19 protein-coding genes and 1 tRNA gene are annotated in these 17,816 nt (G+C 69.2%); 9 read left to right on the forward strand and 11 right to left on the reverse strand.

Annotation, left to right across the window (positions count from 1 at the left end; genetic code table 11):
- From WFK95_RS22860 to WFK95_RS22870, 3 genes are read left to right on the forward strand one after another with little or no spacing between them, the layout of a single operon-like run.
- Complete coding sequence (locus tag WFK95_RS22860) at positions 1 to 213, forward strand: CbtB domain-containing protein (RefSeq protein WP_126195642.1); 213 nt, start codon at positions 1 to 3, stop codon at positions 211 to 213.
- 10 nt (positions 214 to 223) lie between these two features.
- Positions 224 to 982: a CbtA family protein gene (locus WFK95_RS22865; RefSeq protein ID WP_336672076.1), complete on the forward strand. Its 759-nt coding sequence runs from the start codon at positions 224 to 226 to the stop codon at positions 980 to 982.
- A gap of 41 nt (positions 983 to 1,023) precedes the next feature.
- On the forward strand, positions 1,024 to 1,197 hold the full coding sequence (locus WFK95_RS22870; RefSeq protein ID WP_158645192.1) for a hypothetical protein: 174 nt from the start codon (positions 1,024 to 1,026) through the stop codon (positions 1,195 to 1,197).
- Positions 1,198 to 1,201: 4 nt separating this feature from the next.
- Here the strand turns inward: WFK95_RS22870 and WFK95_RS22875 are convergent, their stop codons facing one another.
- On the reverse strand, positions 1,202 to 1,720 hold the full coding sequence (locus WFK95_RS22875) for a hypothetical protein (protein ID WP_336672077.1): 519 nt from the start codon (positions 1,718 to 1,720) through the stop codon (positions 1,202 to 1,204).
- A gap of 102 nt (positions 1,721 to 1,822) precedes the next feature.
- Between WFK95_RS22875 and WFK95_RS22880 the strand changes: the two genes are divergently transcribed.
- Positions 1,823 to 2,356 (forward strand): peptidylprolyl isomerase, encoded by a 534-nt coding sequence (locus tag WFK95_RS22880; RefSeq protein ID WP_224644801.1) that lies wholly within the window; start codon positions 1,823 to 1,825, stop codon positions 2,354 to 2,356.
- 367 nt (positions 2,357 to 2,723) lie between these two features.
- Positions 2,724 to 3,212 carry a C40 family peptidase gene (locus tag WFK95_RS22885; protein WP_224644802.1) on the forward strand — a complete coding sequence of 163 codons (489 nt, stop codon included), beginning with the start codon at positions 2,724 to 2,726 and terminating at the stop codon, positions 3,210 to 3,212.
- Positions 3,213 to 3,288: 76 nt separating this feature from the next.
- On the opposite strand, the gene WFK95_RS22890 is transcribed toward WFK95_RS22885, so the two are convergent.
- Complete coding sequence (locus tag WFK95_RS22890) at positions 3,289 to 3,693, reverse strand: PH domain-containing protein (RefSeq protein ID WP_336672078.1); 405 nt, start codon at positions 3,691 to 3,693, stop codon at positions 3,289 to 3,291.
- Between the two features lie 54 nt (positions 3,694 to 3,747).
- A complete protein-coding gene (gene crgA, locus WFK95_RS22895) occupies positions 3,748 to 4,041 on the reverse strand; it encodes a cell division protein CrgA (RefSeq protein ID WP_224644804.1) in 294 nt (97 codons plus the stop codon).
- Positions 4,042 to 4,122: 81 nt separating this feature from the next.
- Here crgA and WFK95_RS22900 point away from each other — a divergent pair, with 81 nt between their 5' ends.
- Positions 4,123 to 4,764 (forward strand): aminodeoxychorismate/anthranilate synthase component II, encoded by a 642-nt coding sequence (locus WFK95_RS22900; protein ID WP_336672079.1) that lies wholly within the window; start codon positions 4,123 to 4,125, stop codon positions 4,762 to 4,764.
- A gap of 45 nt (positions 4,765 to 4,809) precedes the next feature.
- Here the strand turns inward: WFK95_RS22900 and pknB are convergent, their stop codons facing one another.
- From pknB to WFK95_RS22935, 7 genes are all read right to left on the reverse strand, one after another.
- Complete coding sequence (pknB, locus tag WFK95_RS22905; protein WP_336672080.1) at positions 4,810 to 6,801, reverse strand: Stk1 family PASTA domain-containing Ser/Thr kinase; 1,992 nt, start codon at positions 6,799 to 6,801, stop codon at positions 4,810 to 4,812.
- 18 nt (positions 6,802 to 6,819) lie between these two features.
- Complete coding sequence (locus tag WFK95_RS22910) at positions 6,820 to 8,262, reverse strand: serine/threonine-protein kinase (RefSeq protein ID WP_336672081.1); 1,443 nt, start codon at positions 8,260 to 8,262, stop codon at positions 6,820 to 6,822.
- Positions 8,262 to 9,776, reverse strand: coding sequence for a peptidoglycan D,D-transpeptidase FtsI family protein (locus WFK95_RS22915; RefSeq protein WP_224644808.1), 1,515 nt, complete (start codon positions 9,774 to 9,776; stop codon positions 8,262 to 8,264). Before WFK95_RS22915 ends, WFK95_RS22910 begins: the two co-directional genes overlap by 1 nt.
- Positions 9,773 to 11,194, reverse strand: coding sequence for an FtsW/RodA/SpoVE family cell cycle protein (locus WFK95_RS22920; protein WP_224644809.1), 1,422 nt, complete (start codon positions 11,192 to 11,194; stop codon positions 9,773 to 9,775). The genes WFK95_RS22915 and WFK95_RS22920 overlap by 4 nt, the downstream gene beginning before the upstream one ends.
- Positions 11,191 to 12,636, reverse strand: coding sequence for a PP2C family protein-serine/threonine phosphatase (locus WFK95_RS22925; protein ID WP_336672082.1), 1,446 nt, complete (start codon positions 12,634 to 12,636; stop codon positions 11,191 to 11,193). Before WFK95_RS22925 ends, WFK95_RS22920 begins: the two co-directional genes overlap by 4 nt.
- Positions 12,633 to 13,097, reverse strand: coding sequence for an FHA domain-containing protein FhaB/FipA (locus tag WFK95_RS22930; protein ID WP_224644811.1), 465 nt, complete (start codon positions 13,095 to 13,097; stop codon positions 12,633 to 12,635). Before WFK95_RS22930 ends, WFK95_RS22925 begins: the two co-directional genes overlap by 4 nt.
- 97 nt (positions 13,098 to 13,194) lie before the next feature.
- Complete coding sequence (locus tag WFK95_RS22935; RefSeq protein ID WP_336672083.1) at positions 13,195 to 14,460, reverse strand: DUF3662 and FHA domain-containing protein; 1,266 nt, start codon at positions 14,458 to 14,460, stop codon at positions 13,195 to 13,197.
- 212 nt (positions 14,461 to 14,672) lie between these two features.
- Between WFK95_RS22935 and WFK95_RS22940 the strand changes: the two genes are divergently transcribed.
- A tRNA-Leu gene (locus WFK95_RS22940) sits at positions 14,673 to 14,758 on the forward strand.
- Between the two features lie 318 nt (positions 14,759 to 15,076).
- On the forward strand, positions 15,077 to 16,159 hold the full coding sequence (locus WFK95_RS22945) for a hypothetical protein (RefSeq protein WP_128646715.1): 1,083 nt from the start codon (positions 15,077 to 15,079) through the stop codon (positions 16,157 to 16,159).
- A 526-nt stretch (positions 16,160 to 16,685) separates the two neighbouring features.
- Here the strand turns inward: WFK95_RS22945 and WFK95_RS22950 are convergent.
- Positions 16,686 to 17,168, reverse strand: a complete 483-nt coding sequence (locus tag WFK95_RS22950) for a hypothetical protein (RefSeq protein WP_006368644.1) — start codon at positions 17,166 to 17,168, stop codon at positions 16,686 to 16,688.
- A gap of 85 nt (positions 17,169 to 17,253) precedes the next feature.
- Between WFK95_RS22950 and WFK95_RS22955 the strand changes: the two genes are divergently transcribed.
- Positions 17,254 to 17,751, forward strand: coding sequence for a hypothetical protein (locus tag WFK95_RS22955; protein ID WP_336672084.1), 498 nt, complete (start codon positions 17,254 to 17,256; stop codon positions 17,749 to 17,751).
- Positions 17,752 to 17,816 lie beyond the last annotated feature (65 nt).

Genomic DNA, 17,816 nt, shown 5'->3' on the forward strand with positions numbered 1-17,816 from the left:
ATGGCGAACGCATCCACCACCGCCCACGCCGGTGACCTCTCCCTGCACGTCTCCCGCCGGGCGGTGTGGCTCTCCGCCACCCTGATCCTGGCCGTGCTGGCGTACTACTTCATCGGCATCGACCAGGGCGCCGTCTCGGTGTTCGGCAACGACATGCACGTCCACGAGTTCTTCCACGACGCCCGGCACTTCCTGGGCTTCCCCTGCCACTGATCGGGGAGACATGGAGAAGCACGTCATCGCCCGCGGCGCACTCGCCGGGGCGAACGGAGGACTGCTCGCGTTCGTCTTCGGGCGGATCATGGTGGAGCCGATCATCGGCCGCGCTATCGATTTCGAGGAGGCCCGCAACGCCGCGGAGCACGCCGCCCACCCGGGAATGGCGATGGAGGAGCCGGAGCTGTTCACCCGCGCCGTCCAGCAGAACGTCGGGCTGGGCGCCGGCCTGATCCTGTTCGGCATCGCGATGGGCGCCCTGTTCGCGGTGGCCTACTGCGTCGCGGCGCCGAAGCTCGCGCAGTGGACGCCGCGCGCCGTCGCGCTGGCCGTGGCCGGCTCGCTGTTCGCCGGGATCTACGCGCTGCCGTACCTGAAGTACCCGCCGAACCCGCCCGTCGTGGGCGATCCCGAGACGATCCGCGAGCGCACCGGCGCGTACCTGCTCATGGTCGCGATCTGCCTCGCGCTCGTGGCGGCCGCTTGGGTCATCGGTCTCGCCGTCGTGCCCCGGCTCGGGGCGTACGGCGCCGCGCTCGCCGGCGGGGCCGTCGTGATCGTGGGTCTCGTCGTGGCCTGCCTGGTGCTGCCGGCGACCGTCGCGACGCCGGAGGGCTTCGACCCCGACGACCTGTACTGGTTCCGCACGTACTCGTTCCTCGCGCAGGCCATCCTGTGGGGCGCGATCGGGCTCGTCGGCGCGGAGCTCCTGCAGCGGCTCACGGTGCGGAAGGGCGACGCGACGCGCACGGCCGTCTCGGCCTAGCCTCCTCGTAGAACGACGCAGCGGCGGCATACCCTGGGGGTATGAACCGCCGCTGCGCTCTGTGCTGGGTGGCCGCGCTGATCTCGATCATCGTCTCCGCCACCATCCACTACCGCGGGGGTAGCGGCGGCCTCGACGGCCTGTTCTTCGTGATCGCGCTGGCCTGGGCGCTGCTCGCCATCCAGGCGCACCAGCCCGCGGGCTGGCGCGGCTAGGCGGCTACTCGCCCTTCTTGCGCGGATCCTCCTCGGCCGGAGACTCGACGGCCACGTCCTCCTCGGTCTCCTCCACCTGCTCCAGCTCCGGGGCGGGGGCGCTGTCTCCGGTGGCGCCACTCGCCGGGCGCACGCGGGGCGGCTCGGCGGCGACGGGCGGCGCCGACGGGGTGCGCAGCAGCTTGAAGGCGACACCGCCCACGGCCAGCACCAGCGCGAGGACCGCGCCGATCAGCAACGGCTTGCGCAGGGCCGGGCGGGACGGCGCACCGTCGGACAGGGTGATCGCCTGCTCGGGATCGACCTCGGCGGGGGCGATCCACGACCGGACCAGCCCGTAGACGCCGGCGATCAGCTTGCCGGCGAGGGACAGGCCGAGGCCCGAGAGCGCGCGCAGGATGTTGGCGGGGCCGACGATGCTCTGGCCGAGGCCGGAGACGAGGCGCTGCACGTTCGAGGGGGCCGACGGTGCCGGGGCGGCGTCGGCGGCGAGGGCGTCGTCGAGCAAGGGGGTGGTGGCCATCGGTGGCGTGATCCTTTCAACGGACGGGAGTGCGTCTTTCCACCGTCGATTCTTATCCGATCTCCTGGGGTTCGCACTTGCAGAAAATGGCAGAATGGCGGTGTGACCAACTCCAACGCTACCGCCCACGTGACCCTGCACACCTCTGAAGGTGACATCCGTATCGCGCTGTTCGGCAATCACGCTCCCGTGACCGTGGCGAACTTCCTCGGACTCGCCCAGGGAACGAAGGAATACACGACCACCAACGCCTCCGGCGGCGACTCGGGCCCGTTCTACGACGGCTCCGTCTTCCACCGCGTGATCGACGGCTTCATGATCCAGGGCGGCGACCCGACCGGCACCGGCACCGGCGGCCCGGGCTACGACTTCGTCGACGAGTTCCACCCGGAGCTGCGCTTCGACCACCCGTACATCCTGGCCATGGCCAACATCGGCCGCCCGGCGACCAACGGCTCGCAGTTCTTCATCACCGTCGGCAAGACGCCGCACCTCAACAACCGGCACACGATCTTCGGCGAGGTCGAGGACGAGGCCAGCCGCAAGGTGGTCGACGCCATCGGCGGCACGCAGACCGACCGCGCGGACCGCCCGGTCAAGGAGGTCACCATCAACTCCATCACCGTCGAGGAGTAGTCGCCCCCTCCCCACGCGTGTGCCCGGCCGGGTGATCCGGCCGGGCTTTCGTGTCTCCGGGGCGTCTCGGGCCGTCGCCGGGCGGGCTCGGCGGGTCCGGCGCAGTGAATTTACTTCGCCTAACTCCTCCATCAGTGTGGATCAGATTCTGCACGGAATTCCGGATATCTCAAGGATTCGTGTGAGCCGGGTCTCGATCGACGCAGGTCGGTGAGCATCTTCACGGCACAACGCCCGCTCTGAGATGGACACCCGTCGTCCGGTCTTCGTAACGTTGCCGTGATCTTGTGGAGACCGAGGCGTGACCGACACGCCGCTCCACGGAGTCGGGAGTTCGACGAAAGTGACCAGCGACAGTACGAAGACCATGACCGTCCGCAGCACCCGCCGCGGCACGATGCGCGCGGCCCTCGGAGCCGCAGCCGCCGTGATCGGAATCGTCGCCGCACCCGCCGTGGCGCAGGCCGCCCCCGCGCCCGCCCCGCAGGCACCCGTCGCACAGGCCGGGCAGATCGCCGGACCCGACCGCTCGTCGGTCGTGCAGGCCGCGCTCACCCGCGTGGGCATGCCCTACGTCTACGGCGCCGCCGGCCCCAGCTCCTTCGACTGCTCCGGTCTCGTCACCTGGGCCATGAACCAGGCCGGCGTCAGCGTGCCGCGCAGCAGCTACTCGCTGATGAGCGCCGGCACTCCCGTCTCGCAGGCGCAGCTGCGCCCCGGCGACGTGGTGATCACCAACGGCGGCGGCCACGCCGCGCTGTACATCGGCAACGGCCAGGTGGTTGAGGCGGTGACCTCCGGCATGCCCGTGCGCGTCGCCGGCATCCGCGGCTTCGTCACCGCACGTCGCTACTGATCAGGTGAAAGATCTCCGTCTCTCAGCGGTGTCGCGGGCATGACTGCGGCGTGTCGCGCTGAGAGGCGTCGATCTTTCAGGCGGGCCGCAGGGCCTCGAGCTGCTGCGCGACGAGCGTGGGCGCCTCGCCCAGCTCCCAGCGGCCGAGGAAGAGCAGGTCGTCGCCGCGCGTGAGCTCCAGCAGCACCGACTCGCGGCCCCAGTGCCGCGTGGTCGTGCGCTTGATCTCCAGGCCGTCCCACGGGAAGACCTTGCGGCCGAAGGCGCCGCGGTAGACGACGCCGGCGCCGTCGGCGGACAGGCGCGGGCGGAGCACCAGCACCTGCGCCCCGAGGTAGATCAGGGCGAGCACGCCGATGCCCACGAGCACCATGCCGACGGGGTCCTTGATGGCCTGGAAGCCGACGGCCGCGGCGCCGAGCAGGAGGCCCGCGACGAGCAGGACCACGCCCACACCGCGCGGGGCGCTCCAGTTATCCACAGGTTTATCCACAGCTGGGGATGAATGACATCGTTGTGATTTCGCTGGTCAGGGCTACTTCCACCACATCGTCATCAACAGACCGGCGATCATGAGGCCGAAACCGATGGCGAAGTTCCACGCCTCGAGGTTCGCCATCCACTCCAGCGGCTTGCCGGGCGCGCCCAGGCCGTTGGGGTCCGCACCGACGTAGTACACGAGCAGCCAGGCCAGCCCGGCGAGCATGAGCGCCAGGAACGCGACCACGAACCACCGGCCCGACGGAGCGCTCACCTTGACCGGCGTGCGCGAATCCGTGGCGGTGTTGATCGTGTAATCGGTCTTCTTCCGGACCTTCGACTTCGGCATGGCTTCCTTCTACCAGGGTGCGTTTCACCTGCCAGGTTATCGGATGTACCTGCGCCACCCCACCCCGCTACGCTGGACGGCGTGCGGATCCTCGTCGTCGACAACTATGACAGCTTCGTGTTCAACCTGGTCCAGTACCTCGGCCAGCTGGGCGTGGAGGCGGACGTGTGGCGCAACGACGATCCGCGACTGGACGATCCGGCCGCGGCGGCCGCCCAGTACGACGGCGTGCTGCTCAGCCCCGGCCCCGGCACCCCGCAGCGCGCGGGGCAGACGATGCCCATGGTCGAGGCCGCGCGGGCGGCCGGCTCCCCGCTGCTGGGAGTGTGCCTCGGGCACCAGGCGATCGGGGCCGTCTTCGGCGCGACGGTCGACCGGGCGCCCGAACTGCTGCACGGCAAGACCTCGCTCGTGCACCACAACGGCCACGGCGTGCTCGCCGGCCTGCCGGACCCCTTCACCGCGACCCGCTACCACTCGCTGACGGTGCTCGAGCCCACGATCCCCGCCGAGCTCGAGATCACCGGCCGCACCGATTCCGGCGTGGTGATGGGCTTCCAGCACCGACAGCTGCCGATCCACGGCGTGCAGTTCCACCCCGAGTCCGTGCTCACGCAGGGCGGCCACCGCATGCTGGCGAACTGGCTGGCCGTGTGCGGCTACACCGTCGCCGAGGCGCGCGTCGCCGAGCTCGAGCAGGAGGTCGCCGCGGCGCTCGGGTGAGCACCGCGGACCGTCGGGCGAGGTGCCGGTGGTCCCGGCCTCGCCTCAGGACCGGCGGACGTGCAGGACGATCGTCGCCGACGAGTCCACCTGGGCGCCGACATCGGGATCGGTGCGCCAGACCCGACCGCGGTCGAACAGGCCCGACGGGGCGTCGACCACGACCGAGATGTTCTCCGACGAGAAGCCGGCCTGGATGAGTGCGGCGCGGGCCGCGTTCTGGTCCTGATTGATCACGTTCGGCATGGTGATCGGCTTCGCCCGGGCGACCTGGAGCGTCACCGTGCTGCCCTTGTCCGCGTTCTGCCCGCCGGTGGGGTTCTGCCGCACGACGGTGCCGGCCGGGGCCGGGTTGTCGACGCGCTGGATCTCCACTTGGAATCCCAGGCCCTTGAGGTTCGCCTCCGCCTGCGAGACCTGCGTGCTCGTCACGTCCGGCACGCGCACCTGCTCCTTGCCGAAGCTGACGGTGAGCTGGATCGGCGTGTTCTGCGGCGTGTTCGCGCCGATCGCCGGGTTGGTGGAGATGACGTTGCCCTTGGCCACCGTCGGCGACGGGTCGTTCTTGACGTCCTTGGCCACGGTGAAGCCCGCCTTCTCGAGGATGTCGCGGGCCTCCTTCTCGGGCTTGTTCGCGACATCGGGCACCGCGGCCATCTTGGGGCCGGTGGAGACCTGTAGGACCACCGTCGAGCCCTTGGCGACGCTCGCGTTCGGCCCGGGCAGCGTCGAGATCACGTGCTCGGCGGGCACGGTGTTGTCGGGCATGCGCTGCACCTCGACGGTGAAGCCGAGCTTCTGCAGCGCGACCTGGGCATCCGCGGCCGGCGCGCCGATCTGGGAGGTCACAGTGGCGTTCTGCTCGCCGCCGCGGCTGTTGAGCAGGTACCAGGTGGTGCCGCCGATGAGCACGAGCGCGATCACGGCCGCCGAGAGCAGCATGAGCAGCTTCGAGCGGCTGCCGGTCGTCGCCGGCGCCGCACGCCGGCGCCGCACGGGCGCGTCCGCCGGGGTCGTCTCCACGATCTCCGTGGGCGGACCGTCGTCCGAGGGCTCGGCGCTGTTCGCGCCCGCTGTCCCGGCGGCGGCCGCAGCGGCGACGGGGGCCGCGGCGGCCCGGCGACGGGGCTTCGCCGGCTCGGTGAGCAGCGCGTCGCGCTCCTCGTCGGAGAGCACCATCGGCGCCTCGGGCTTGCGGCCCGCGAGCACGCGGATCAGGTCCTGCCGCATCTCGCCGGCCGTCTGGTACCGGTTGGCGGGGTTCTTCGACAGCGCCTTGAGCGTGATCGAGTCCAGCTCGGGCGGGATCGTGTCCAGGATCGCGGACGGGGTCGGCGGATCCTCGCGGACGTGCTGGTAGGCCACGGAGACCGGGGAATCACCGGTGAACGGCGGCTGCCCCGTCAAGAGCTCGAAGATCACGCAGCCGGCGGCGTAGACGTCGGAGCGGGCGTCCACCGAGTCGCCGCGGGCCTGCTCCGGCGAGAGGTACTGCGCCGTGCCGATCACGGCGGCCGTCTGCGTCATCCCGGCCGACGGATCGCTCATCGCCCGCGCGATGCCGAAGTCCATCACCTTGATCTCCCCCGCGCGGGTGAGCATCACGTTGGCGGGCTTCATGTCGCGGTGCACGATGCCGTTGCGGTGGCTGAAGTCCAGCGCCGCGCAGACGTCGGCCATCCACGTCATCGCCGCCTGCGGGGCGATGGTCCCGTCGCGGCGCAGCACGTCGCGCAGGGTCTCCCCGTCGACGTACTCCATCACGATGTACGGCAGCGGCCCGCCGCTGGTCTGCGCCTCGCCGGTGTCGTAGACCTGGACGATCGTCGGGTGGTTCAGCGACGCCGCGTTCTGCGCCTCCCGCCGGAACCGCTCGTAGAAGCTCGGGTCACGGGCCAGGTCGGCGCGGAGGATCTTGATCGCGACGTCGCGCGACAGACGCGTGTCCCGGGCCAGGTGCACCTCGGACATGCCACCGAACCCGAGCGTCTCGCCCAGGTCGTAGCGGTCGTTGATGCGACGCGGCGGGGTAGTCATCTGCTTGTCCGTTATCCGTCAGTTGTTGGGGCAGGGGAGAGGGATCCCGAAGATACCGGTGCACGGCGGCTTCGTGGTCGGCTCGCCTCCGGTGACCGGCGGGTCCGAGGTGGTGGTCGGCGGCGGGGTCGTCGTGGTCGGCGGCGGCGGGGTCGTCGTCGGCTTGGGCGGCGGGGGCGTGGTCGTCGGCTGCACCGTCGACGTCTCGGTCACCGTCCGCGGCGCCTCCGTCGTCGTCCGGGGCGGCACCGGGCGGGCCGGCGTCGAGGTCCCCGTCGGCGGGGGTGCGACGGTGCCCGTGTCGGTCACGCTCGTCGACGGCAGCGGCGTCTCACTGCCGGTGTCCCGGGTGATGAAGTAGCCGCCGATGATCGCCGCGGCCAGCAGCAGCAGCGCCACCGAGACCCCGAGGATCGTCTTCTGGGCCTTGGTCCAGCCGCCGCCGTCCGAGTAGGTGGCGGGCGCCGCGGCCCGCGGCGTCGGGGTGGAGTTGCGGGAGACGGGCTGCGGACCGGGGCGCGAGGCCGGCGGCACGATCGCCGTGGCGGCGGTCTCCGGGACCCCGGTCGCGGCGGCGGCCGCCGCCGGAGCGGCGCCGGTCCAGCCGCGCGGCATGGGCGGGCGCTGCCCGGCCTTGACCGCGGCGACGGCGTCGGCGAACTCGCCGCCGTTCGCGTAGCGCTGCCGCGGGTCCTTGCCCAGGGTCAGCGTGATCAGCTCGCGCACCGGCGCCGGGAGGTCGCTGGGCAGCGGCTCCGGCTGGTCCCGGATGTGCTTCATCGCGACGGTGATGGCACCGTCGCCCGAGAAGGGGCGCTTGCCCGCGAGGCATTCGTAGCCGACGACGCCGAGGGAGTAGACGTCGGAGGCGGCGGTGGCGTCCTCGCCGGAGGCCTGCTCGGGGGAGATGTACTGGGCGGTGCCCATGACCATGCCGGTCTTGGTGACGGGTGCGGCGTCGACGGCCTTGGCGATGCCGAAGTCGGTGATCTTCACCTGCCCGGTGGGGGTGATGAGGATGTTGCCGGGTTTGACGTCGCGGTGCACGAGGCCGGCGGTGTGCGCGACCTGGAGGGCGCGTCCGGTCTGCTCCAGCAGATCCAGGGCCTGCGCCTGGCTCAGGTGCCCGAGGCGGGAGAGGACGGCGTTGAGGGGCTCGCCGTTGACCAGCTCCATGACCAGGTAGGCCAGGGGTGCGCCGCCGGCCTGGTCGGCGGTCTCGCCGTAGTCGTAGACGCCGGCGATGCCGGGGTGGTTGAGGGCGGCGGTGGTGCGGGCCTCGTTGCGGAAGCGGGCCAGGAACTCCTGGTCCTCGGAGAACTCGGCCTTGAGGACCTTGACGGCGACACGGCGGTCGAGCCGTGTGTCCATCGCCTCCCACACCTGACCCATGCCACCGGTGGCGATGAGCCGGAGGAGTTCGTAGCGGTCGGCGATCACCGATCCGGTCTGCAGACTCATCAGTTCCCCTGCCCGTTCACCGCGGCGCCTATCACCGCTCGTCCGATCGGCGCGGCGAGCGACCCACCGGTCGCCGCCTCGCCTTGATTTCCACCGTTCTCAATGATGACCGCCACCGCTACCTTCGGATCGTTCACCGGGCCGTACCCGATGTACCAGGCGTGCGGTGCCTCGCCGCCGCGCTGGCCCTGAGAGTGTTCCGCCGTACCGGTCTTCGAGGCGATCTGGACCCGGCCGCCCGAGCCCTTCGTGTGCTGCTCCGACGCGATCATCAGCTCTCGCATCTGCGCCGCGACCTGCGGCGAGATCGCCTGGCCCAGCCGCTTCGGCGACGTGCCGCCGAACGTGCTCAGGTCGGGCGCCTGGAAGGAGTCCACCAGGTAGGGCTGCATGCGGACGCCGCCGTTGGCCAGCGTCGCCGCGATCACCGCGTTCTGCAGCGGGGTCATCGCCACGTCGAGTTGGCCGATGGCCGACTGGCCCGTCTGGGCACCGTCGGACAGCGGACCGGTCACCGACTGCGCGACCCGCAGCGGGATGGGGTCGGGCGTCGAGTTGACGCCGAAGTTGTTCGCCATCGCCTTGATCGCCTCGCCTCCGTCCTGGATCTTCGTCGTGGCCAGATCCACGAACGCCGTGTTGCACGAGTACTGGAACGCCTGCAACAGGCTGACGGTACCGCCCGAGGATTCGGGACACGTCATCCCCGCGTAGTTCTGCAGTGTCGTGCCGCCGCCGCCCGGCAGAGTGATCTGCTTGTCGGCGGTGAGCCGGGTGTTCAGGTCGACGCCCTTGCCCTGCGCCAGCGCGGCGGCCGTGGTGATCACCTTGAAGGTCGATCCCGGCGGGTAGGTCCAGCCGGTCGCCCGGTTGTCCATCGGCTTGTCCGGGTCGTCCTTGAGCTGCTCCCAGGTCTTGCTGACCGCGCTCGTGTCGTGCGACGACAGCGGATTCGGGTCGTAGCTGGGGGTCGAGACCATCGCGAGGATCTTGCCGGTCGACGGCTCGATCGCGACGGCCGCGCCGTGGCACGGGCCGTTCGAGCCGCACGCCGTGGTCAGCTTCTCGTACGCGATGCGCTGCATCGTCGGGTTGATCGTGGTGATCACGTTGCCGCCGCTCGGGTCGCGCCCGGACAGCAGGTCGACGACGCGGCGCCCGAAGAGCCGGTCGTCGCTGCCGTTGAGCACCGACTCCTCGGCGTGCTCGAGCCCGCTGGAGCTGTAGATCATCGAGTAGTAGCCGGTGAGCGGCGCGTACGCGCGCGCCATGTCCTCCGGGTAGGTGCGCAGGTACTTGTACCGGTCGTCGGTCTTGATCGACTGGGCCATGACCTGGCCGCCGGCCAGGATGGAGCCGCGCTGGCGCGCGTACTCGTCGAGGAGCACGCGCTCGTTGCGGCTGTCGGCGCGGAGGTCGTCGGCGCGGAAGACCTGCACCCAGGTGGCGTTGGCGAGCAACGCGACCACGAGCAGGACCACGACGAGGGAGATGCGGCGGATCGGTGCGTTCATACGCGCTTCACGATCTCGGTCGGCCGGTCGGGGACCGGCGCGCCGGGCTTGCGGGCGACCTTGGGCTCGCGGGCCGCGTTGGAGATGCGCAGCAGCAGCGCGATGAGGGCGTAGTTCGTGAGCAGCGACGAACCGCCGTAGCTCATGAACGGCGTGGTCAGGCCGGTCAGCGGGATCAGCTTGGTGACGCCGCCGACGACGACGAAGAGCTGGATCGCCATCGTCGACGCCAGGCCGGCGGCCAGGAGCTTGCCGAAGCTGTCGCGCACCGTCAGGCTCGCGCGGAAGCCGCGGAAGATCAGCACCAGGAACAGCATGAGGACGGCGGCGAGGCCGATCAGGCCGAGCTCCTCGCCCACGGCGGCCATGATGAAGTCGGTCGACGCGAAGGGCACCATCGTGGGCCGGCCGGAGCCGAGGCCCGTGCCGGCGAGGCCGCCCGTGGCCAGGGAGAACAGGGCCTGGGCGGGCTGGTAGCCGATGGTCTCGTAGGCGGCGAACGGATCGCGCCAGACCTCGACGCGCACGCGCAGGTGCGGGAAGAGCTGGTAGGCGGCCACGGCGCCGATCACCGCGAGGCTCAGGCCCACGACGATCCAGCCGATCCGCTCGGTGGCGATGTACACCATCGCGAGGACGGTGAAGAAGATGAGCAGCGGCGTGCCGAGGTCGTTGGCGTAGCCGAGCACGCCGAGCGCGACGACCCACACCAGCAGCAGCGGCGCCAGGTCGCGGGCGCGCGGCAGGTCGATGCCGAGGACGCGGCGGCCCGCGGAGGTGAACAGGTCGCGCTTGGACACCAGGAAGGCCGCGGTGAAGATGATGAGCAGGATCTTGCTGATCTCGCTCGGCTGGATGTTGAACAGCGGCGTCTTGATCCAGTTCTTCGAGCCGTTGATCTCCGACAGACTCGACGGCAGCAGCGCCGGCAGCGCCAGGAAGACGACTCCCGCGAGGCCGATCGTGTACGCGTACTTCGACAGCGTCCGGTGATCGCGCAGCAGCGCCAGCACCGCGACCAGCACCGCGAGGCCCAGCAGGGTCCACAGGATCTGCTGGTTCGCCTCCTGCGTCTGCGAGACGCGGCCGTTCTCGGCGTGCGCGTTGCCCAGGTCCAGGCGGTGGATCAGCACCAGGCCGAGGCCGTTGAGCATGGCCACCACGGGCAGGATGATCGGGTCGGCGTACGGCGCGAACCGGCGGACGGCGTAGTGCGCCGCGCCGTACAGCACGATGAAGGCGACCACGTACTTCGCCAGGTCCAGGGTGACCCGCTGCTCCTGCGCCCACTCCACCAGCGCGAGCGAGGTCCCCGTCACCACCGTGGCGGCGCCGAGGAGGACCAGCTCGTAGGTCCGGGACTTTCGGTTCGGGTCGAGCGCGATGCCCGCACCGGGAGTGCTGACGCCCGACGTCACGAGGGGCCTCCGCGGCAGGGCCGCTCGGGCGTCGACGTCTGCGTGACGACCTTGGTGACGGGCGCCGGGGGAGGCGCGAGCGTCTCGCCGGCCGGCGGCGCCATCGTGGTCGACGGTGCCGGGACGTTCGGGTCCTGCGGGGTCACGGGCGCCGGCGCCTCGATCTCCGTGGTGATCGCGCATCGCTCCATCAGGTTGTCGCGGTCGGTGAGGTTCCGGGCCTGCTCGCGGGCGTCGTCGAGCGAGCTCGCGTAGGGCAGGCCGGCCAGGTTGGCGCGGCCGCGCGGCGTCAGGTCGTCGACGGTGAGCGGCGTGCAGCCCTGCGCGGCGCGGCCCTCGCCGGCGGTCTCCGCGATGCAGACGACCTCCTGCTGCGAGTTCAGCGCGCGGCCGAAGATCGAGACCTTCACGCCGTGCGAGATGGCGATGGTGCCCTTGTCGGTGGCCGCGACGAAGTAGCTGGAGTTGACCACCGAGCGGGTGACGATGAGGCCGATGGCGCCGCCGACGAGCAGCACGAGCAGCACGCCGAGGGCGATCCACTTGCGGCGCGAGCCGGTCTCCGGCTCCTCCTCGACGTCCGTCGCCACGACGCGGCGGGGTGCCTTCTTCGGCGGCCGCAGTGCGGCGGCGCGTCCGGCGGCGGTGTTGGCCGGCGGGACGTAGTCCTCGTCGTCGTCGTTCGCGGCGCCGCCGACGATGGGGCGGCTCTGCCCGAAACTCGAGTCCTCGACGCGGGCGACCACGACGGTCACGTTGTCGGGGCCGCCGGATTTGAGCGCCAGCTCGATGAGCCGGTCGGCGGCGGCGCTGACGTCGTCGGTGGCCAGGGCCAGGGTCTCGCCGATGGTCTCGTCGGAGACCACGTCGGACAGGCCGTCGGAGCAGAGCAGGTAGACGTCGCCGGCCTTGGCCTCGCGCAGGGTGAGCGTGGGCTCCACCTCGTGCCCGGTCAGCGCCTTCATGATCAGCGAGCGCTGCGGGTGGGTGTGGGCCTGCTCCGCGGTGATCCGGCCCTCGTCGACGAGGGTCTGGACGAAGGTGTCGTCCTTGGTGATACGGATGAGCTCGCCGTCGCGGCGCAGGTAGCCGCGGGAGTCGCCGACGTGGATCAGGCCGAGCTTGGAGCCGGCGAAGAGGATCGCGGTGAGGGTGGTGCCCATGCCGTCGAGCTCCGGGTCCTCGGCCACCTGCTCGGCGATGGTCTCGTTGCCGGCGACCATCGCCTCCTCGAGGGTGTCCAGCAGGTCGCCGCCGGGCTCGTCGTCGTCGAGCGGGGCGAGCGCGTTGATCATGAGCTGCGAGGCGACCTCGCCCGCCGCGTGGCCGCCCATGCCGTCGGCCAGCGCCAGGATGCGGGCACCCGCGTACACGGAGTCCTCGTTGTTGCTGCGGACGAGGCCCCGGTCGGAGCGGGCGGCGTATCGAAGGACGAGGCTCACGGGCGCAACTCGATCACTGTCTTGCCCACGCGCACCGGGGTGCCCAGCGGGACGCGGGTGGGAGTGGTGACCTTGTTGCGGGCCAGGTAGGTGCCGTTGGTGGAGCCGAGGTCCTCGACGTACCAGTCGTCACCGTCGCGCGAGAGCCGCGCGTGCCTGGTCGAGGCGTAGTCGTCGTTGAGCACCAGGGTGGAGTCGTCGGCGCGGCCGATGAGCACGGGCTGCTGACCGAGGGTGATCCGCGTGTTCGCGAGCGGGCCGTGGGTGACCACGAGGTACTTCGCGACCTTGCTGGTGCGGGAGAACAGGGCCCGACGGGGCGCCTTGGCCTCCTTCTGGCGGGGCCGCAGGCCCGACGCCAGCCGTGCGTCGGACCGCAGCGCGCTGATGACCAGCCAGATGCACAGCCACAGCAACAGGAGGAAACCCGCCCGGGTCAGCTGCAACACGAGTCCCTGCACGGTGTCTCCCTCCTGGTCGTATCCGACGCACACTCGTCCAGCGCCCGCCGTGCGGGCGCTGTCATACGGGTCTGCTTTCGCCGCCCCGAGGTGAAATCTACTGGAAGCGGACCACGATGTCGGAGTGGCCGACGCGGATGCGGTCGCCGTCGGCGAGCTCCCAGTTGGAGACGGGCACGTCGTTGACCGCGGTGCCGTTGGTGGAGCCGAGGTCGTTGAGGACGGCGGCGTAGCCGTCCCAACGGATCTCCACGTGCCGCCGCGAGACGCCCGTGTCCGGGAGACGGAACTGGGCGTCCTGGCCGCGGCCGATCACATTGGTGCCCTCGCGCAGCGCGAAGGTCCGGTTGGAGCCGTCCTCCAGGTACAGGGTGACCGCCTGCGGCTGGGCGTAGCCGCCCTGCGGCTGCTGGTAGCCCTGGTCGTAGCCGGGCTGCTGGTAGCCGCCCTGGTCGTACCCCTGCTGGCCGTAGCCCTGGTCGTACGCGGGCTGCTGCTGGTAGCCCTGGTCGTAGCCGGGCTGCTGGTAGTTCTGCTGGCCGTAGTTCTGGTCGTAGCCGGGCTGCTGCTGGTAGCCCTGGTCGTACCCCGGCTGCTGCGGCTGCGCGTAGTTCTGGTCGTACGCGGGCTGCTGCTGGTAGCCCTGGTCGTAGCCGGGCTGCTGGTAGTTCTGCTGGCCGTAGTTCTGGTCGTAGGCCGGCTGCTGCTGCTGATAACCGGCCTGGTCGTAACCCTGCTGCTGGTCGTAGCCCTGCTGGCCGTAGTTCTGGTCGTAGGCCGGCTGCTGGTAGTTCTGCTGGCCGTAGTTCTGGTCGTACCCGGGCTGCTGCTGGCCGTAGTTCTGGTCGTACCCCGGCTGTTGCTGCTGCTGGTAGCCGCCCTGGTCGTACTGGCCGCCGTGCCGTCCCTGGTCGTATCCGGGATTGTTGCTCATCGAATCGGCTCCTGATTCTGCAGGTGGTCGCTGGGGTACAAGGTTCTGGGGGACTGCATCCGGATCCACAGTGCCGCGGGCCCGGAACTGGCCCGTGTGCAGGCCTGGTGACTGCTCGAAGTGCACGACCACGTCACCATAAGTCTGCCAGCCGTTGTCATGGATGTATTCGTCGAGGTGCTTCGAGAAGGCACGGATCGCGAGCTCGCGGTCCGCCTCGAAGGTCTCCTGATCGGTGGGGGAGACGGCGATGACGTACTTGTTGGGTACCAGGTACGCCCCGTCTCCGAGGGTTTGCAGCTGATCCTCAGCCTCGCGTTGGAGAGCGGCCTCCACTTCCTGGGGGACCACCTTGCCGCCGAAGACGCGGGCGAAGCCGTCGCCCACCGCGCCCTCGAGCTTCCGCTCGAACCGCTGCAGGATTCCCATGGAACGACTTCCCCCTTCCTCAGCGTGTCGTGATGCATGTACTGACCAATGATGATAGCCGCGATCGGGGCACGGCGAAGTCAGCGTAACCCCATTGGTCCCAACTGTCCCTTTGGTAGCACGAATGTGCACGGCCCGGCAAGGTCGGAGGGCCAGGTCGCGGTCCGATTTCGCGGGCCGCGTCGCCTCGTGTTAATCTTCTCCGGTCGCTCGGGCGAGTGGCGGAATGGCAGACGCGCTGGCTTCAGGTGCCAGTGTCCTTCGGGACGTGGGGGTTCAAGTCCCCCTTCGCCCACCACGAGCAGTTCTATGAACTGCTGGACCCGAGGTCGCGAACTCAAATGAGTCCGTGACCTCGGGTTTTTTGGTCACCAGAGCCGTTCGATTGGCGAATGCCGATGACGGCGGCCGTGCTCCCCCGGATCTCGTTGAGGCGATAGAAGCACGGGTGTCGCGCGCGCCTGGCGCCGCGACGTAGTCCGGTTTCGGCGGCATAGCTGAGGTGCGTAGTTGGTGGCGCATCACACGTCGCTGCTGGTATAGGTGAAGTCGATCGACGAGGTTGATCCCGTACATCCCGAGGCGAGACGGCCAAGTCAACGATCTGGGGGTCACCGTGGGGATCGCGCAAGCACTCGAGTTCGACGATTGTGCCGAACTTCCGGAGTTCGGACCACCGTTCATGGCACACATCTCCGCCGGCGCCCTTGACGTCGTTGCACCTTTGACGGCGACGGACAACGTTGGTGCCGTGGTCGCCAGCCGAAGTGCGGCCACTGCTCGCCGCGCGCTGAAGCGCCTTCGCAAGGAGAATCAACGCGCTGCAATCCTCCTCGATGCAGCCCAATACACCGGGAACTCACGGCGAGTCGGCGCGACCGGGATGTCCGAGCAGTGGGTGAACGATCAATTCGCAGCAGGCCTGACGTGGGCGATGACGGACTCCGGCTACATTCCGAAGGGCGACGGCGAGTCGCTCAAGTCCGTCCTCGGATGGGGGACGCACTCCGATCGACTGTTGGTGTGTCTGCCGTTGGCCACGGACTGGCTTACTGCCAACCTCGACACGCTGATCGAGGTGATCACCGCCACTGGACGCCCAGTTGCCCTCGTTCTCGAATCCGAATCGGACCCACTGCGTCACAAGGAGACCGTCGCCGGACTTATCGAAGTACTCAGGTGCGACGTTCCGACCTTGCTGCTGCGCTCGGACACATCCGTACTGGGAGCGCTCGCGCATGGTGCGGCAGCGGTTTCGGTTGGTGTTCGATCAGGATTGAGGCATCTGTATCCGGCGACCGATGGTGACGACGAAGTTTTCACACCTCCGCCGTCGGTGTACGTACCCAGGCTGCAGTCGTACTACATGCTCGACAAGGTCGAAGGTGGCATCACCACCAATCCGCAATCGCCTGTCTGGAGGTGCTCATGCAGCGTGTGCCATGGGCGCTCTCTGGCGTGGCTCTTCGACCAGAGCGACGTCGCCAGCGCGGCCATGGAACACTCGCTGGCAGCACAAGCACAGATCGCCAGGCAGCTGCTTGAGCACCCCGCGCCGGCCAGGCCAGGAGAATGGCGAGACCGATGCGAGCAGGCCATCAAGAACCACTCACAATTGCTGACTGCTCGGTCGCAGCCATGGAAGCCCCACAAGGCCGTCAAGGCCTGGCTCGCCGCAACGCCACGCGTCAGCGTCTAGATGCCCACACCAACGTCGAGTGCCCACGCAAAGAGCTGTTCCTCCTTGTGCCTAGTCGACGTCATCCGGCACGCAGTCGCCGCCGGACCCGGACGGCCTTCTACGAGCACCGCCGAGTCCCGCTCGCGAACGACCCACGTATCAGCGACATCGAACTCAGCCAGGGTGATCGACCGTGGTGACTCAGCTTGAGTAACCCACATTCCGGCACCGAACCCAGACACCCTGCCTAACGCCTCGAGGGCGTACTGAGGCTGGGCCGCCGTTGAGACGAAACCAACGATTGTCAGCGGACTGCGAGGCGGGCAATCACCCAACTCGTGGATCCAGGATTCCCAGACCGCCAACGTCGACCGATCATGCTCGGGCGGTTGATTGTTCGATATCCGCTCCGCCCACACAGCCTGATCTATCGCGACAACCGGAAAGAGAGACACGCCCAGCACGCTCGTGCGTGGAAGCACAACTCCTGACCAGCCGGAAGCTTCGACCGCTCGGGTCACCGATCCCATCGTGTCCGCCGACGCTACCCGGCCGCGCACGCCACCCCCTCAGAAGAGAACGACACACCAGCATCCAGGTCAGGTGAGCCTTCGGCAGCCCCGCGGCCGAGATCCTGCAATTTGAGGGTTGCCAAGGCATCGACCCCGGGAATGGACCAGTCCCCAGGATCGACGGCGACGTACATCGCCTCGACCCACGTTGCGCCGAGTGCTCGGGCGATCGAGGCCTGCGCCGCGATACCCATCGGACCAGCACAGTGTCCGGCAACGAGCAGGACACGCTGACCGTCCAATCGCTCCGACTCGTCTACGACAAGCACGTTCCCGTCGGCGATGGACGCGGCTGCAACTAGGCGTTCAGATGTGCGGTCAACTGCTGACACCGCGAGCCCGGCCTTGACGGCGTGAGCTGCGATGAACTCACCAGCGCGGCGAAGATCCTCGCCGCGCAAACGCGCGTTCTGTGTTTGCGCTTCGAGAACATCCGAAAGCAAGGAGACCGTCATATAAGCAAGTTTACTCTCCTAATCCCATGAATGTAACTCAGATCGGGGCCTTGATAAGCAAAATTGCGTAACGCATGCTTGCTTGATGGAGGAGGAGGCCGTCTCGCTTGCGCTCGCCGCCGAGAGGCTCGGCGTGACGCGGCAGCGGGCGCAACAACTGCTCCGTGATGGCGTATTGACCGGCCCGGCGCAACCACAGGGGCAGCGAGCTGTACGCAACGCTCCGCGGGTGTTCGTTCACTCACTGGAGGCCGAGGTCGAACGCCGAGCACAGCGACCACGAAAGCGGCAGTCCAGGTCCTCGACGCGCCCTCCTGTCGATGCGCATCTGATTGACGACATCAACCGACTCGCACTTGCCTACGCGAGCGCCCGCGACGACCACACTGCGATGCGTGAGATCGTCAAGCGACTGACGAGCCAACTCGCCGACGCGTACGCGGCCCTGGCTGCTCAGCAAGAGCTGCTAGATCACTCCGCGTATCGGGAAGAGCAAATCGCCAGCATCATCACCAACCACTTCGGGCCGGAGCCCGGGGGACTGCTGCACGATCGGGTGACAGTGTCGGTGTCATGCCGCTGAGGCGGCTGTGTTGATGATCGTCTCGTATTCGACGGGCGTCAACCGGCCGAGGCGGACCTGACGGC

The sequence above is a fragment of the Tsukamurella sp. USMM236 genome (assembly GCF_037148755.1).
Taxonomy (GTDB): Bacteria; Actinomycetota; Actinomycetes; order Mycobacteriales; family Mycobacteriaceae; genus Tsukamurella.

What these genes read in the sequence shown, in the direction of transcription:
- WFK95_RS22860 (WP_126195642.1), top strand. Translation starts at nt 1, where the DNA reads ATGGCGAACGCATCCACCACCGCCCACGCCGGTGACCTCTCCCTGCAC.
- WFK95_RS22865 (WP_336672076.1), top strand. Translation starts at nt 224, where the DNA reads ATGGAGAAGCACGTCATCGCCCGCGGCGCACTCGCCGGGGCGAACGGA.
- WFK95_RS22870 (WP_158645192.1), top strand. Translation starts at nt 1,024, where the DNA reads ATGAACCGCCGCTGCGCTCTGTGCTGGGTGGCCGCGCTGATCTCGATC.
- WFK95_RS22875 (WP_336672077.1), bottom strand. Translation starts at nt 1,720, where the DNA reads ATGGCCACCACCCCCTTGCTCGACGACGCCCTCGCCGCCGACGCCGCC.
- WFK95_RS22885 (WP_224644802.1), top strand. Translation starts at nt 2,724, where the DNA reads ATGACCGTCCGCAGCACCCGCCGCGGCACGATGCGCGCGGCCCTCGGA.
- crgA (WP_224644804.1), bottom strand. Translation starts at nt 4,041, where the DNA reads ATGCCGAAGTCGAAGGTCCGGAAGAAGACCGATTACACGATCAACACC.
- pknB (WP_336672080.1), bottom strand. Translation starts at nt 6,801, where the DNA reads ATGACTACCCCGCCGCGTCGCATCAACGACCGCTACGACCTGGGCGAG.
- WFK95_RS22910 (WP_336672081.1), bottom strand. Translation starts at nt 8,262, where the DNA reads ATGAGTCTGCAGACCGGATCGGTGATCGCCGACCGCTACGAACTCCTC.
- WFK95_RS22915 (WP_224644808.1), bottom strand. Translation starts at nt 9,776, where the DNA reads ATGAACGCACCGATCCGCCGCATCTCCCTCGTCGTGGTCCTGCTCGTG.
- WFK95_RS22935 (WP_336672083.1), bottom strand. Translation starts at nt 14,460, where the DNA reads ATGGGAATCCTGCAGCGGTTCGAGCGGAAGCTCGAGGGCGCGGTGGGC.
- WFK95_RS22950 (WP_006368644.1), bottom strand. Translation starts at nt 17,168, where the DNA reads ATGACGGTCTCCTTGCTTTCGGATGTTCTCGAAGCGCAAACACAGAAC.
- WFK95_RS22955 (WP_336672084.1), top strand. Translation starts at nt 17,254, where the DNA reads ATGGAGGAGGAGGCCGTCTCGCTTGCGCTCGCCGCCGAGAGGCTCGGC.